Source organism: Rathayibacter sp. AY1B4 (genome assembly GCF_002932815.1).
Classification (GTDB): Bacteria; Actinomycetota; Actinomycetes; order Actinomycetales; family Microbacteriaceae; genus Rathayibacter.
In genome coordinates this window covers 121,244-135,780 of the sequence record NZ_PSWN01000004.1, presented here as the reverse complement: position 1 = coordinate 135,780, position 14,537 = coordinate 121,244, and the positions used below count along the sequence as shown (strand labels likewise).

Genomic DNA, 14,537 nt, shown 5'->3' with positions numbered 1-14,537 from the left:
CAGACCCGACCGCGAAGCGGAGCCCGGCCAGACCCGACCGCGAAGCGGAGCCCGGCCAGACCCGACCGCGAAGCGGAGCCCGGCCAGACCCGACCGCGAAGCGGAGCCCGGCCAGACCCGACCGCGAAGCGGAGGCCCCCCGCGGCGACCGCGAAGCGGAGCCGTCCTCAAAGCGTGTCCTGGTAAGCGGTCGGCGGGGCCTGGTGGGGTCGATCGCAAGGCGGAGGCGTCGGGCGTAGCGGCGCTACGTTCGTCGCCGACAACGCCGCGAGGGGCCCCACCAGGCCCCGCCGACCCGATTACATGCCGGTGTCGAGGCCGGAGTAGGCATGGAGTCCCTTGAAGAACACGTTGACGACGCCGAAGTTGAACATGACGGCGGCGAAGCCGACGATGGCGAGCCAGGCGGAGGGGGTGCCGCGCCAGCCGCGGGTGGCGCGGGCGTGGATGTAGCCGGCGTAGATGGTCCAGATGATGAAGGTCCAGACCTCCTTGGTGTCCCAGCCCCAGTAGCGGCCCCAGGCCTTCTCGGCCCAGACGGCGCCGGCGATGAGCGTGAAGGTCCAGAGGATGAAGCCGAGGATCGTGACGCGGTAGGCGAGGTTCTCGAGGGTGAGGGAGCTGGGCAGGGTGCGCAGGAAGCGGAGGACCGAGCGGGGGCTGTCGCCGGAGGATTCGCGGCGGGCCTGGAGGAGCTGGGTGACCGAGAGCGCGAAGCCGAGGGCGAAGAACGCGGTGCCGAGGATCGCGACGAGCACGTGGATGACCAGCCAGTAGGACTGGAGTGCCGGCGGGAGCGGGACGACGGCGACGTAGTAGTTGACGGTCGCGATGCCGAGGAGCACCAGGACGAGGCCGGTGATGAACGCTCCGAGGAAGCGGAGGTCCCAGCGCAGCTGGACGGCGAGGAAGACGCCGATGATGATGAGCGTCCCGGTCATCGAGAACTCGTACATGTTCGCCCAGGGGACGCGGCCGGCGGCGACGCCGCGGAGGACGGTCGCGCCGAGGTGGAGCACGAAGCCGAGGAGCGTGAGCGAGAACCCGATGCGCATGGTCTTCGAGCGGGCGGGGGCGCGGTAGACCTCGTCCTCGACGCGGCTGCCGATGCGGGAGAGAGTCGCGGTGCGTCCGGAGCCTGCGGCGGCGACGGTGGCCTTGCCGCTGGCCGCGCGGTCGGCGGCGGCCGCGGAGGCGACGCGCTCCGCCTCCTGCACGACCTCGATCGACTCGCCGTCGGCCAGGGAGGCGCGGCGGGCGAGGTCGATCGCGAAGAAGACGAACGCCATGGCGTAGATGCCCATGGCGGAGGAGAGGCACAGTACCGAGTACTGCGAGAGGGTCGCGATCACCTCCTCAGGGTAATCGCTCGCCGCCCCGCCCGCCCCTTCGCGCTTGCACAGACTCGGCCCCTGCCCAGCCGGGCGGCGCCTGTGGAGGGGTCTCCGGGGCGTCCGGGAGGCGGGTCAGTCGAGCGGGGCGTGCCGGTCGGCGATCGTCCGAACGGCGCGCACCAGCTGCGGGTCCTCGCCGCGGGCGAGTCCCGCGTACTCGAGGAGCAGGCCGCCGTCGTCCTGAGCGGTCGCCTTCACCCACACGCGGCGCCGCGGGACGAACAGCGAGGTGAGGAGTCCGGCGAGCACGAGGATCGCGAAGAGCAGCACCCAGCCCTGGGTCGCGTCGTGGTGGATGTCGAACGAGGCGAAGCGCTTGACGCTGTCGGTGCCGATCCGCGTGGGGTCGGCGCCCGTGTTGTCGAAGGTCACGCTGCCGAGCCCGTTCGGGAGCTCGGCCGTGTCGCCGGGCTTGAGGGTGATCGGCGCGACGCCGGTGGTGCCGCCGGTGAGCCGGGTCAGCGAGTCGGTGTTGAGCACGTAGACGGATGTGGGCACTCCCCCGTCGAGGCCGAGGTCGCCCGCGAAGACGTTCAGCGAGAGCACGGGGTACTGCAGGTCGGGGAAGATCGAGGTCGACGCCCCGGAGGCCAGCGTGTCCTGCGTCGGGTAGAAGAAGCCGGTGAGGCCCAGCTGCTCGGAGAGCCCGTCCGGCACCTTCACGACGCCGACGGAGGTCAGGTTCGCGTCCTGCGGGAGGAACGGCACCGAGTCGGTGAAGATCGCCCGGCCCGAGGGGTCGCGGACCGTGATCGTCGGGGCGTAGCCGTTGCCGAGGAGGTAGACGTTCGTGCCGCCGATCGCGAGCGGGTCGTTGACCTTGATCGTGCGGTCCTCGGTGCCCCCGCCGCGCTCGGAGGTCGTGACGTTCGCGGTGAAGTCGACGGGCTGGCCGAGCGCCGACTGGTTCTGCTCCTCGTACTTCACGTCGAGGCTGTCGAGGGTCAGCTGGTACGGGTCGAGCTGGCTGCTGTCGAAGAAGCGGCCGGGGTTGAAGGAGTCGTAGGCCGCGAGGTTGTTCGCGAACCCCTGGGAGCCCTCGACCAGCACGCGCTGCCCGCTGTAGCCGAATCCGCCGCCCACTCCGACGGCGACGAGGATGCCGACCAGGGCGGAGTGGAAGACCAGGTTGCCGGTCTCGCGGAGGTAGCCGCGCTCGGCCGAGACGCTCGACCAGCGGCCGCGCGGGTCGTCGTAGCGCTCGACACGGTAGCCCGCCCGGCGCAGGACGGAGTGGGCGGAGGCGACGGCCTCCTCCTCCGTCGCGCCCTCGACCTCCCGGACGGTGTAGCCGGCGAGGCGCTGCAGGCGTGCCGGGGTGCGCGGCGGCCGCGATCGCATCGCCTGGAAGTGGTGACGCGTGCGCGGGACGATGCAGCCGATCAGGGAGATGAACAGCAGCAGGTAGATGCTCGAGAACCAGGCGGAGGTGTAGGTGTCGAACGCCTGCACCTTGTCGAGCAGGGGCGCGAGGTCGGGGTTGTCGACGAAGTACTGGGTCACGCCGTTGGGGTCGGAGGAGCGCTGCGGCACGAGCGATCCGGGGACCGCCGCGATCGCCAGCAGCAGCAGCAGGAACAGCGCCGTGCGCATGCTGGTGAGCTGGCGCCACATCCAGCGGAGCCAGCCGGTGAACCCGAGCGCCGGCTGCGTGACGGTGCCGTCGGAGTCGTAGTGGTCGGCGGGGCGGAAGGAGGCGTCCGTCCTCCGCTGCGCGGCCTCGTCGGGGCGGCGCGTGCTCTCCTCGGGCTCAGATCGCCGGCTGGAAGCCATCGATCACCGCCGAGAGGGATCCGTAGACGAGGGTGTTCCAGATGCCCGTGACCATCAGGACTCCGATCAGGACGAGGGCGGCGCCGCCGAGGATGTTGACCACGCGGATGTGGCGCTTCACGAAGGCGAGCGTGCTGGTCACCCAGCTGAAGCCGAAGGCGACGAGGAGGAAGGGGATGCCGAGGCCGAGGCAGTAGACCAGGGCGAGGAGGGCGCCGCGCCAGGGCGAGCCCACGCCGTAGCTGAGGGCGAGGATCGAGCTCAGCGTCGGGCCGAGGCAGGGCGTCCAGCCGACGCCGAAGACGATGCCGAGCAGCGGCGCTCCGATCAGCCCGGTGGCGGGACGGATCCCGGGCCGGAGCGTGCGCTGGAGGAACGAGAACTGGCCGATGAAGACGAGCCCCATCGCGATCACGACGAGCCCGAGGACGCGGGTGATCAGGTCGGTGTACTGGCGCAGCCAGAAGCCGACCGTGCCCGCCGCCGCACCGTAGAGGACGAACACCAGCGAGAATCCGAGCACGAAGAGGAGGACGCCCAGCACGACCCGGCGGCGTCCGCGGGCCGCACGCTCGTCGGCGTCGGTGAATCCGCCGACGTAGGCGAGGTAGCCGGGCACCAGCGGGAGCACGCAGGGCGACGCGAAGGACACGAGCCCGGCCAGGAGCGCGATCGGCACGGCCAGCAGGAGCTGACCGCTGACGACGATGTCGCCCACGCCGCTACTGCCCCTCGTCGAGCGTGTCGCCCACGAGGGTCGAGAGGATCGACGCCTCCTGGAGCTGGCCGAGGATGCGCGACGCGACGCGCCCCTCCCTGTCGAGGACGAGCGTCGTGGGCACGGCGTTCGGCGGAACGGTGCCGGTGAAGGCGAGCTGCACCGACGAGTCGGTGTCGACGATGGAGGGGTAGCCGAGCCCGAAGGTCTCGGCGAAGGCGGCCGCGGTGGGGGCCTGGTCGCGCACGTTGACGCCGACGAACGACACGCCCTTGTCGGCGAACTCCGTGTTCACCGTCTCGAGATCCGCGGCCTCGGCGCGGCACGGGGCGCAGCTGGCGTACCAGAAGTTGACGACGACGACCTGCCCGGCGAGGTCGGCGGAGTCGATGGTGGCGCCGGTCTCGTCGGTGCCGGAGAAGACGATGGGGTCGTCCCGGTCGGCGGCGGCGATCTCGGTGACGGTGCCGTCCCCCGAGATGTAGCCCTTGTTGCTGCCGTTGCGGTACTGGTCGGCGAGCGGATCCTCGGAGCAGCCCGTCAGCGCGAGCGCGGCGGCCAGCGCGAGGACACCCCCGGCGCGGAGCCGCCCCGTCCGGCGCATCAGACCGCTCCCACGTCGGTGGCCAGGCCCTGCAGGCCGGCGGCCGGGTCGGAGTAGCCGACCTCGACGAAGCCGTCGCCGCGGCGCTCGAGGGTCGTGATGCTCGAGAGGGCGCAGCGGCGCTTGCGCGGATCGTGGAAGAGGCGCTCGCCGGCGAGGGCGCGGTGGACCGTCCAGATGGGGAGCTGGTGGCTGACGATCGCGGCGTCGCCCTCCTCCGTGCTCTCCCACGCCGACTCGATCGCCGCGTACATCCGCGCCGAGATGGAGAGGTACGGCTCGCCCCAGCTGGGCTCGAAGGGGTTGCGGAGCCACGGCCAGTGCTTGGGGTTCCGCAAGGCGGAGCTGCGCGCGGCGAGGGACTTCCCCTCGAAGCGGTTGCTCGGCTCGATCACCCGCTCATCGGTGCGGATCTCGAGCTCGAACGCCTGCGAGATCGGCTGCGCGGACTCCTGCGTGCGCTGGAGCGGCGACGCGATCAGCGCCGTGACGTGGCGCCGGCGCTCGAGCAGGTCGTCGGCGGCGGAGCGGGCCATGCGGTGGCCCAGATCCGAGAGCCGGAAGTTCGGGAGTCGTCCGTAGAGGACCCGGTCGGGGTTGAACACCTCGCCGTGCCGCACGAGATGGATCTGATCGGCAACCACGAGCGACAAGTGTACGGAACGCGGCGTGGGGGAACGCCGGGAAAGGGTCGCCTGAGCCGGACCTGAGCGGAGCCTCAGCGGCGCGCCGAGACCGCCGCCGACAGCCGCCGCACGAGCGGTCCGGGCAGGTGCCGCACCACGGCCATCGGGACCCCGAAGCGCAGCGACGGCACCGAGACGACGGAGCCGCGCGCGACGTCGCGGAGGAACTCCTCCACCACCGCGTCCGCGTCGAGCCAGAGGAAGGAGGGGATGGAGGAGGTGTCCATCGCCGCCCGCTCGTGGAACTCGGTGCGCACCCAGCCCGGGCAGAGCGCGGCCGAGCGGACGCCCGTGCCGCGCAGCTCGACGGCCAGCGACTGCGCGAAGGCGGTCGCCCACGCCTTCACCGCGGAGTAGGGGCCGAGGTGCACGAAGCCCGCGACGCTCGACACCGTGAGGATCGCGCCGCGACCGCGGGCGGTCATCGCCTCGGCCGCCGCACCCGAGAGCACGGCGACCGAGCGCACCATCACCTCGAAGGCGTGGTCCTGAGCGGCGACGTCCGGCTCGGCGAAGGTCCCGTCGATCCCGAAGCCGGCGTTGTTGACGAGGACGCGGACGGGCCGGGCAGGATCGACGAGCCGCGCTCGCACCTGCTCGACCTGCTCGCGGTCGCCGAGGTCGGCGGGCAGGACCTCGACCGCCGCGGCGCCGAGGCCGCGCAGTCCGGCCGCCGCCTCCTGGAGGCGCTGCTCGCTGCGGGCGACGAGGACGAGGCTCCAGCCGCGGCGCGCGAACGCCCGGGCGAACGCGAGGCCGATGCCGGAGGACGCGCCGGTGATCAGTGCGGTGCTCATGCTCCGACGCTACCCGTCGCCGCCCGGCGGCCCCCGAGTAGACTCCCCTACCGTGACCGACGAGACCCGCCTCCCCCGAACCACTGTCAAGAAGCTCGCCGCGCTCGAGGACGGACCCGTCCGCGTGTCCGGCTGGGTCGAGACCGTGCGCGACCAGAAGAAGGTGCAGTTCGTCGTCCTGCGCGACGAGTCGGGTGCCGTGCAGCTGGTGAACCCGGCCGTGCGCGAGGCCGTCGAGGGCGACGACGCGTCGGCTGCGCGCCTCGCGATCACCGAGGAGATCTCCGGCCTCGCCCAGGGCTCCTTCATCACCGTCACCGGCGCGCTCAAGCACGACGAGCGCGTGAAGCTCGGCGGCATCGAGGTCAAGCTCGAGACGCTCGAGGTCGTCGCCGCGTCGATCCCGGAGGCGCCGATCGCGCCCGACTCCGGCATCGACAAGCGCATGGACTGGCGCTTCCTCGACCTGCGCCGTCCCGAGCAGAACCTCATCGCCCGTGTGCAGACCACGTTCGAGCACGCGCTGCGCACGTACTGGATCGAGCACGACTTCATCGAGATCCACACCCCGAAGCTCATGGCGAGCGCCTCGGAGTCGCGGGCCGAGCTCTTCGAGGTCGAGTACTTCGAGACGAAGGCCTACCTGGCGCAGAGCCCCCAGTTCTTCAAGCAGATGGCGCAGCCCGCCGGCTTCGGCAAGGTCTTCGAGGTCGGCCCCGCCTTCCGCGCCGACCCGAGCTTCACCTCGCGTCACGCGACCGAGTTCACGAGCGTCGACGCCGAGGTCTCCTGGATCGACTCGCACGAGGACGTCATGGAGCTGCACGAGCAGCTGATGGTCGCCGGCCTCACCGCCGTCGTCGAGAAGCACGGCGCCGAGGTCAAGGCGCTCTTCGACATCGACCTGACCGTCCCGACCACGCCGTTCCCGCGCATCCCGCTCGCCGAGGCCAAGCGCATCGTCGCCGAGCGCGGCTACGAGGTGCCCCGCGCCGACGACGACATGGACCCCGAGGGCGAGCGCCGCATCGCGGCCTACGTGCAGGAGGAGTTCGGGCACGACTTCGTGTTCCTCACCGATTACGCGTCGAGCATCCGGCCGTTCTACCACATGCGCCGCGAGGGCGACGGGACGATCACCAACAGCTACGACCTCATCTACAACGGCGTCGAGATCTCGACCGGAGCCCAGCGCGAGCACCGCGTCGACGTCCTCGTCGAGCAGGCCCGCGAGAAGGGCCTGGACCCGGAGGAGCTCGAGTTCTACCTCGACTTCTTCCGCTACGGCGTCCCGCCGCACGGCGGCTTCGGCATGGGCCTCTCGCGCGTGATCATGCTGATGCTGAACCAGGCGAACCTCCGCGAGGTCACCTACCTGTTCCGCGGCCCGACCCGCCTGCTGCCCTAGGCGCGCACCACGGTCGCGGGAACCCCGGACCGTCGAGACCGCCGCGGACGGCGGGTCCCCTCGACGGGCCGGGGTTCCCTCGCGCCAGCGGCTAAGGAGCCGGCAGCACCACGAGGTCGAGGTAGTCGGCCAGGCAGGCCACCATGTCCACCGCGTCGCGCTCGAGCAGCCACTGCAGCTGCACGCCGTCCCAGAGCGCGATGATCGACGCCGCCACCCGCTCCGGATCGGACCCCTCGCGCAGGCGCCCGGCGGCCTGGAGCTCGCGCAGCTCGGCCGTGTACTCGCTGCGGAGGCGGCGGAACCGCGCGGCGAAGAAGTCGCGCCCCGGGTGCTCCTGCGTCGTCGACTCGCCGCAGAGCACGGCGTACAGCTCGATCACTCCGGGCGCCGTCTCGTTGTAGCGGGTCTGCCGCAGGATGCCGGCGACCAGCCCCTCCTCCGGGTCCGGCGGCGAGGAACCGTCGCCCGTGATCAGGTCGCGGTGCTCGAGGACCGCGAAGAGCAGGTCGGTCTTCGACGGGAAGTAGTGCAGGAGGCTCGTCTGGCTGAGCCCGACGCGGTCGGCGACCTCCTGGAGGGAGCCGCGGGCGTAGCCCCGTGCGGCGAAGACCTGGTGCGCGGCCTCGATGATGGCGCGGCGGCGCTCGGCCGACTTCGCGTACGGGCCGCGTCGCCTCGTCGCCTCCGCCATCGACCCCTCCTCTGCACTGGAGGCGCCTCGCCGTGCCCCTCGAACGGCCAGCGTAGCGGCGGCGGAGGAGCAGTGCCGCCAATTTCGAGTACCTACTCGAATTCGTGGTAGCGTCCCGATCATCGCCGGGTGAGACTCCCCGGCTCTCCACCACGACGAAGTGAGGGAAGATGCATCCGTTCACCCGGAGACAGCTCATCGCCGCCGGTCTCGGCACCGCGGCACTCGGGAGCCTGACGGCCTGCGCGACACCGGGCACCGTCTCGGTCAACACGGCGCCGACGATCGCCCCGGCCACCGGCCCGGTCCGCCTGCAGTACTGGGGCTGGCTGAAGGACCTGCAGAAGGTCTGCGACGTCTGGAACGCCTCGCACCCCGAGATCCAGGTCGAGGCCGTCTGGATCCCCGGCGGCAACGCGGGCGGGTACCAGAAGCTCTACTCGGCCCTCGCCGCGGGCGGCGGGCCGGACCTCGGCCAGGTCGAGATCCGCTCCGTCCCCGAGTTCATGCTCGTCAACGGCCTGGTCGACCTCACCCGGTACGGCGTCGAGCAGTACCGCGACCTGTACGACCCCACGCTCTGGGGCCAGGTCAGCTACACCGGCGGCGTCTACGGCATCCCTCAGGACAGCGGCCCGATGGCGCTCTTCTACCAGCCCGAGGTGTTCGGGAAGGTGGGTGCGGAGCCGCCGACGACCTGGGACGACTGGGCTGCGGTGGCGACGGAGCTGCGCGGAGCCGGCTCCTACATCGACTGCTTCCCGCTCGCCGACGCCTCGGTCTTCGCCGCGTTCGCGACGCAGGCCGGCGCGCAGTGGCTGCGCCCGGAGGAGGACGGCTGGGTCATCGACATGACCGACGACGCCACGACGCGCGTCGCCTCCTTCTTCGACACGGCCATCGACCAGGACCTGGTGCAGACCGGCTACGGCGCCTACTCCCCCGCGTGGTTCGCGGCCGCGGCGAAGGGCGGCATCGCCTCCTGCGCCACCGGCAGCTGGGGCGACGCCCTGATCGAGGGGGTCAGCGGAGGCGCGGGCAAGTGGCGCGCGGCTCCCATGCCCGTCTGGGGCGACACCGGCTTCGGCTCGAGCTTCCTCGGCGGATCGACCGCGGCGGTGTTCTCGAGCAGCAAGCACCCGGAGGAGGCGATCGAGTTCGCCGTCTGGATGACCACCACGCAGGAGGGCATCGACGCGATGATCGCCAACAGCGGCATCGGCTGGTCTCCCGCGGTCGGCGAGATCGGCACGGCCCGCAAGGGTCCGAGCGACTTCTTCAGCGGGCAGAACTACAACGAGGACGTCCTCGTGCCCGCATCGAAGGAGCAGAACCCGGACTGGTCCTGGTGGCCCGTCACGCAGCAGTCCTTCAACATCCTCAGCGACGGCTTCCGGAAGAAGGCGTCCGGGCTCTCGCTCGTGGACGCGGTCGCCGAGGCGGAGCAGCAGATCATCACGGTCTTCGAGAACAAGGGCCTGAGCATCAGGAGGGCCTCCGCATGACCACCACGACCTCCCCCGCCGCCGCCGCGGTCGCGGCCACCACGCGGACGCCGGGCGCGCCCCGGCGCAGCCGCGCGGTCGCCCGCGCCCCGTGGATCCTCCTCGGACCCTTCCTGGCCCTGTTCGTCCTCACGTTCATCGTCCCGATCGTCGTCGCCGTCGGCTCCAGCTTCACGAAGGTGACGCGCTCCGGCCTCTTCGGCGAGGCCGGGGTCACCAGCGGGTTCGCGGGCTTCGACAACTACGCGCAGGCCCTCGCCGACGGCAACTTCATCGCCTCCATCGGGCGGATGTTCCTCTTCGGCATCGTCCAGGTGCCGGTGATGATCGCCCTCTGCACCGTCCTCGCGCTGATGCTCGAGTCGGCGTCGGCGAAGTTCCCCGGCTTCTTCCGGGCGGCCTACTTCCTCCCCTACGGAGTGCCCGGAGTGATCGCGACGATCCTGTGGTCGTTCCTCTACGTGCCCGGCCTCAGCCCGCTCATCGACGCGGCGAACGTGGTCGGGCTCCAGCCCGACTTCCTCGGTGCGGACACGGTGCTCTGGTCGATCGCGAACATCTCGCTCTGGAGCTACACCGGCTACAACATGCTGATCATCGTCGCCCAGCTCAAGGCGATCCCGGTCGAGCTCTACGAGGCGGCGAAGGTCGACGGCGCCTCCACCTGGCGCGTCGCCCGCAGCATCCAGCTGCCGCTCATCCGCCCCGCGCTGGTGCTGACGACGATCTTCTCGATCATCGGAACGCTCCAGCTGTTCGCCGAGGCGCAGGTGCTGAAGACGGTCGCTCCGGCGATCGACAGCCAGTACACGCCGAACCTCAGCGCGTACACCACGGCCTTCGCCTACAACGACTACAACGTCGCCGCCGCCCAGGCCGTCCTGATCGCGCTGGTCGCGTTCCTGCTCTCCTTCACGTTCCTCTCGATCTCGAACAGGAGGTCGTCATGAGCCGCACCGAGACCCCGCCGACCACGACCACCGGAGTCGTCACCGCCGACCGCCCCGTGAAGGCCGGACGCGGGCCCGACCGCTCGGCCGGCCGCAACCGCGCCTCGACCATCATCGTCACCGCGATCCTCGTCGTCGTGGCGGTCTACTTCCTCATCCCCGTCTACTGGGTCGTCGTCGCGGCGACCAAGACGACCGAGGACCTCTTCGCCACCTACGGCTTCTGGTTCGCCCCGACGTTCGCGCTCTGGGACAACCTGACGCAGGTGCTGACCTACGGCGACGGCATCTTCGTCCGCTGGTTCCTCAACTCCGTCCTCTACGCCGGAGTGGGCGCCCTGCTCGCGACCTACCTCGCCGCGGCGGGCGGCTACGCGCTGGCCAAGTACGAGTTCCGCGGCAGCAGGCTCGTGTTCGGGACGATCCTCGCGGGCGTCCTGGTGCCGGGCACCGCGACCGCTCTGCCGCTGTTCCTGCTCTTCAGCCAGATGGGCATCGCGAACACCTACTGGAGCGTGCTGATCCCCTCGCTCGTCTCGCCGTTCGGGCTGTTCCTCTGCCGGATCTACGCTCAGGCGACGGTGGACACCGCGATCATCGAGGCGGCGCGCATCGACGGCGCCGGGGAGCTGCGGATCTTCCACACGCTCGGGCTGCGCATCCTGACTCCTGCGCTGGTCACCGTGTTCCTCTTCCAGCTGGTCGGGATCTGGAACAACTACTTCCTGCCCCTGGTGATGCTCTCGGACACGAACCTGTTCCCGATCACACTGGGACTGAACAACTGGCTCGGACAGGTCGACCGCCTGCCCGAGTTCTACGAGCTGACGACCGGCGGCGTCCTGCTGTCGATCATCCCGCTCGCCATCGCCATGATCGTGCTGCAGCGCTTCTGGCGCGGCGGCCTGACGGAAGGCTCCGTGAAGTGACGACTCCCCCGACGACCTCCCACTACCTGACGGACACCGGACCGGGCTCCGGCCGCCGCCGGGCCCCCCGCTCGTGGCTGCACACCGACGCCCCGGCGCTCCCGCTGGACGGGGAGTGGCGCTTCCGCCTGCTCCCCGCCGCTCCGGGGACCCCGGGCGGCGCCGGCGTGCTGCCGGAGGGCGAGGGCGTGGACGCCGTCGGGGACGAGTCGTTCGACGACTCCGGCTGGGATCTGATGCCGGTGCCCTCGCACTGGGTGCTGCAGGGCGACGGGCGCTACGGATTGCCGGCCTACACGAACGTGCAGTTCCCGTTCCCGACCGAGCCGCCGTTCGTTCCGGACGCGAACCCGACGGGCGACTACCGCCGCACCGTCGTGGTCCCGGAGGAGTGGGACTCCGCCGAGGCGGTCGTCCTGCGCTTCGACGGGGTCGAGTCGCGGTACCGCGTCTGGGTCAACGGCGTCGAGATCGGCATCGGCTCCGGCAGCCGGCTCGCGCAGGAGTTCGACGTCACCGGCGTCGTCCGCCCGGGCGAGAACCTCGTCGTGGTCCGCGTGCACCAGTGGTCGGCCTCGAGCTACGTGGAGGACCAGGACCAGTGGTGGCTGCCGGGGATCTTCCGCTCGGTGCACCTGCTCGCGCGCCCCGTCGGCGGGATCGAGGACGTGTGGCTGCGCTCCTCCTTCGCCGGCGGCGCGGGCCGCATCGAGGCGGAGGTGACCGCCGCGGCCGACGCGTTCCCGCTGACGCTGCGCGTGCCCGGGCTCGGGATCGAGACGGTCTGGGCCTCGGCGGAGGAGATCGCCGCGATCGAGGTCCCCGAGGTCGAGCCGTGGTCGGCGGAGGCTCCGCGCCTCTACGACGCGACGCTCGCCTCCGCCGGTGAGACGGTCTCGCTGCGGCTCGGCTTCCGCACGGTCGAGATCCGCGGCGACCGCTTCCTGGTCAACGGCGAGCGCGTCGTCTTCCACGGCGTCAACCGCCACGAGACGCACCCCGACCGCGGTCGAGCGTTCGACGAGGACTCCGCCCGCGAGGACCTCGCGATGATGAAGCGCTTCAACGTGAACGCCATCCGCACCAGCCACTACCCGCCGCATCCCCGTCTGCTCGACCTCGCCGACGAGCTCGGCTTCTGGGTGGTCCTCGAGTGCGATCTCGAGACCCACGGCTTCGAGCGGGTCGGCTGGGCGGGCAACCCCAGCGACGACCCCGCCTGGCGCGAGGCGTACCTCGACCGCATCGAGCGGACCGTCGAGCGCGACAAGAACCACCCGAGCATCGTGCTCTGGTCCCTCGGCAACGAGGCGGGCACCGGCGCGAACCTCGCCGCGATGTCCGCCTGGGTGCACGGGCGCGACCCGGAGCGCCCCGTCCACTACGAGGGCGACTACACCGGCGGGTACACCGACGTGTACTCGCGGATGTACTCCTCGATCCCCGAGACCGAGCGGATCGGCACCGACGGCTCGCTCACTCCGCTGCTCGGCTGCTCCCCCGGCGAGTCCGCTCGGCAGCGATCCAAGCCCTTCCTGCTCTGCGAGTACGTGCACGCGATGGGCAACGGCCCGGGAGCGATCGACCAGTACGAGGACCTCGTCGACCGCTTCCCGCGGCTGCACGGCGGCTTCGTCTGGGAGTGGCGCGACCACGGCCTGCGGGCGCGCACGCCGGAGGGCGTCGAGTACTACGCGTACGGCGGCGACTTCGGCGAGGTGGTGCACGACGGCAACTTCGTGATGGACGGCATGGTGCTCTCAGACGGCACGCCCAGCCCGGGCCTGTTCGAGTGGAAGCAGATCGTCGCTCCGGTGCGCCTCACGGTCCGCGGCGACGGTGTCGTCATCGAGAACCGCCGGCACGACGCCTCCACCGCCGATCTGCGCTTCGCGTGGCGGGTCGAGCGGGACGGGCGGGTCACCGCAGAGGGAGTGCTCGACGCCCCGGTGGTCGCGGCCGGCGACGCCGTGCACGTGGAGCTCCCCCCGCTCGAGGTGCGCCCCGGCGGCGAGACCTGGCTCACCGTCGACGCGGTCCTCGACGCCCCGACCGCCTGGGCGGAGGAGGGCCACGTGCTCTCCACCGGTCAGCACCTCCTCGCCGCGCCGTCGGCGGTGCCCGCGTGGACCCGCGCCGTCCGCGCCGCTCCGCCCCTCGAGGGCGGCGCGCTCGGAGTCGCGCGGTTCCGCGACGGCCGGCTCGCCTCCCTCGCCGGCCTGCCCGTCGACGGACCGCGCGCCGAGCTCTGGCGCGCCCCGACCGACAACGACGAGGGCGCGGGCTTCCCCGGCTACGTCTCCGGCGACCCGTACGACGGCGACGGCCGCGGGACCCCTGCCCCCTCCTCCGCCGCCCGCTGGCGCGAGGCCGGACTCGACCGCCTGGTCGGCCGCGTGCAGGAGGTGGACGCCTCCGCCGGGCTCCGCCGCGTGACCCGCTTCTCGGCCGCGGATCTCGATGCGGGACTCCTGATGGAGGAGCGCTGGAGCGTCGACGGGGAGAGCGCGGTCCTCCGCGTCGACCTCGTGCCGACCCGGGGCTGGGACTCCGTCTGGCCGCGGCTGGGCATCCGGATCGACCTGCCCGCGTCGATCGACGGCGCGGAGTGGTTCGGCACCGGCCCGCTCGAGTCCTACCCCGACAGCCTCCGGGCCGCGCGGGTGGGGCGCTTCACGGCGGACATGGACCGGCTGACGACTCCGTACGCCCGCCCGCAGGAGAGCGGTCACCGCAGCAGCGTGCGCGCGCTGACGCTGACGGAGGCGGGCTCGCCCCGGCTCCGCATCGAAGCCGCGCGCGACCTGCACGGGCGCCTCCCCGGCTTCACCCTGGCGAGGCACACGCCGCAGGAGATCACGGCAGCCGCGCACCCGCACGAGCTGCCGGCGTCGGACCGCGCGGTCCTCGTGATCGACGCCGCCCAGCACGGCCTGGGCTCCCGTGCGTGCGGTCCGGACGTGTGGCCCGACTTCCAGCTGCGGCCGGAGGCGCGGACGATCCTCCTCCGCTTCACCGCGGCCGGCTGAGCGCCGGGAGAGGACGAGGGAAGGCCCGCGGGATCGCGTCCCGCGGGCCT

General features: G+C 71.7%; 12 protein-coding genes. 5 read left to right on the top strand and 7 right to left on the bottom strand.

The window, feature by feature from the left end; genetic code table 11:
• Positions 1–299: 299 nt before the first annotated feature.
• From ccsB to C5D66_RS03935, 6 genes are all read right to left on the bottom strand, one after another.
• Positions 300–1,304, bottom strand: coding sequence for a c-type cytochrome biogenesis protein CcsB (ccsB, locus tag C5D66_RS03960; RefSeq protein WP_104224871.1), 1,005 nt, complete (start codon positions 1,302–1,304; stop codon positions 300–302).
• Positions 1,305–1,466: 162 nt separating this feature from the next.
• A complete protein-coding gene (locus C5D66_RS03955; protein WP_104282433.1) occupies positions 1,467–3,167 on the bottom strand; it encodes a cytochrome c biogenesis protein ResB in 1,701 nt (566 codons plus the stop codon).
• Entirely contained in the window at positions 3,145–3,885 is a 741-nt protein-coding gene (locus C5D66_RS03950) for a cytochrome c biogenesis CcdA family protein (protein ID WP_244230512.1), read from the bottom strand. The genes C5D66_RS03955 and C5D66_RS03950 overlap by 23 nt, the downstream gene beginning before the upstream one ends.
• A gap of 4 nt (positions 3,886–3,889) precedes the next feature.
• Positions 3,890–4,489 (bottom strand): TlpA disulfide reductase family protein, encoded by a 600-nt coding sequence (locus tag C5D66_RS03945; protein ID WP_104326791.1) that lies wholly within the window; start codon positions 4,487–4,489, stop codon positions 3,890–3,892.
• A complete protein-coding gene (locus C5D66_RS03940; protein ID WP_104224864.1) occupies positions 4,489–5,133 on the bottom strand; it encodes a histidine phosphatase family protein in 645 nt (214 codons plus the stop codon). Before C5D66_RS03940 ends, C5D66_RS03945 begins: the two co-directional genes overlap by 1 nt.
• Positions 5,134–5,207: 74 nt before the next feature.
• Positions 5,208–5,972: an SDR family oxidoreductase gene (locus tag C5D66_RS03935; protein WP_104257158.1), complete on the bottom strand. Its 765-nt coding sequence runs from the start codon at positions 5,970–5,972 to the stop codon at positions 5,208–5,210.
• Positions 5,973–6,024: 52 nt separating this feature from the next.
• Here C5D66_RS03935 and aspS point away from each other — a divergent pair, with 52 nt between their 5' ends.
• Positions 6,025–7,380 (top strand): aspartate--tRNA(Asn) ligase, encoded by a 1,356-nt coding sequence (gene aspS / locus C5D66_RS03930; protein ID WP_244229585.1) that lies wholly within the window; start codon positions 6,025–6,027, stop codon positions 7,378–7,380.
• Between the two features lie 91 nt (positions 7,381–7,471).
• Here aspS and C5D66_RS03925 read toward each other — a convergent pair whose 3' ends face one another.
• Positions 7,472–8,074, bottom strand: a complete 603-nt coding sequence (locus C5D66_RS03925) for a TetR/AcrR family transcriptional regulator (RefSeq protein WP_244230513.1) — start codon at positions 8,072–8,074, stop codon at positions 7,472–7,474.
• Between the two features lie 170 nt (positions 8,075–8,244).
• Between C5D66_RS03925 and C5D66_RS03920 the strand changes: the two genes are divergently transcribed.
• From C5D66_RS03920 to C5D66_RS03905, 4 genes are read left to right on the top strand one after another with little or no spacing between them, the layout of a single operon-like run.
• Positions 8,245–9,579: an ABC transporter substrate-binding protein gene (locus C5D66_RS03920; protein ID WP_104224859.1), complete on the top strand. Its 1,335-nt coding sequence runs from the start codon at positions 8,245–8,247 to the stop codon at positions 9,577–9,579.
• The gene (locus C5D66_RS03915) at positions 9,576–10,529 is read left to right on the top strand and encodes a carbohydrate ABC transporter permease (protein WP_104225918.1); all 954 of its coding nucleotides are present in this window, start codon (positions 9,576–9,578) and stop codon (positions 10,527–10,529) included. The genes C5D66_RS03920 and C5D66_RS03915 overlap by 4 nt, the downstream gene beginning before the upstream one ends.
• A complete protein-coding gene (locus tag C5D66_RS03910) occupies positions 10,526–11,458 on the top strand; it encodes a carbohydrate ABC transporter permease (RefSeq protein ID WP_104225919.1) in 933 nt (310 codons plus the stop codon). The genes C5D66_RS03915 and C5D66_RS03910 overlap by 4 nt, the downstream gene beginning before the upstream one ends.
• A complete protein-coding gene (locus C5D66_RS03905; protein ID WP_219814509.1) occupies positions 11,455–14,487 on the top strand; it encodes a glycoside hydrolase family 2 TIM barrel-domain containing protein in 3,033 nt (1,010 codons plus the stop codon). Before C5D66_RS03910 ends, C5D66_RS03905 begins: the two co-directional genes overlap by 4 nt.
• The last annotated feature ends 50 nt before the right edge of the window (positions 14,488–14,537 follow it).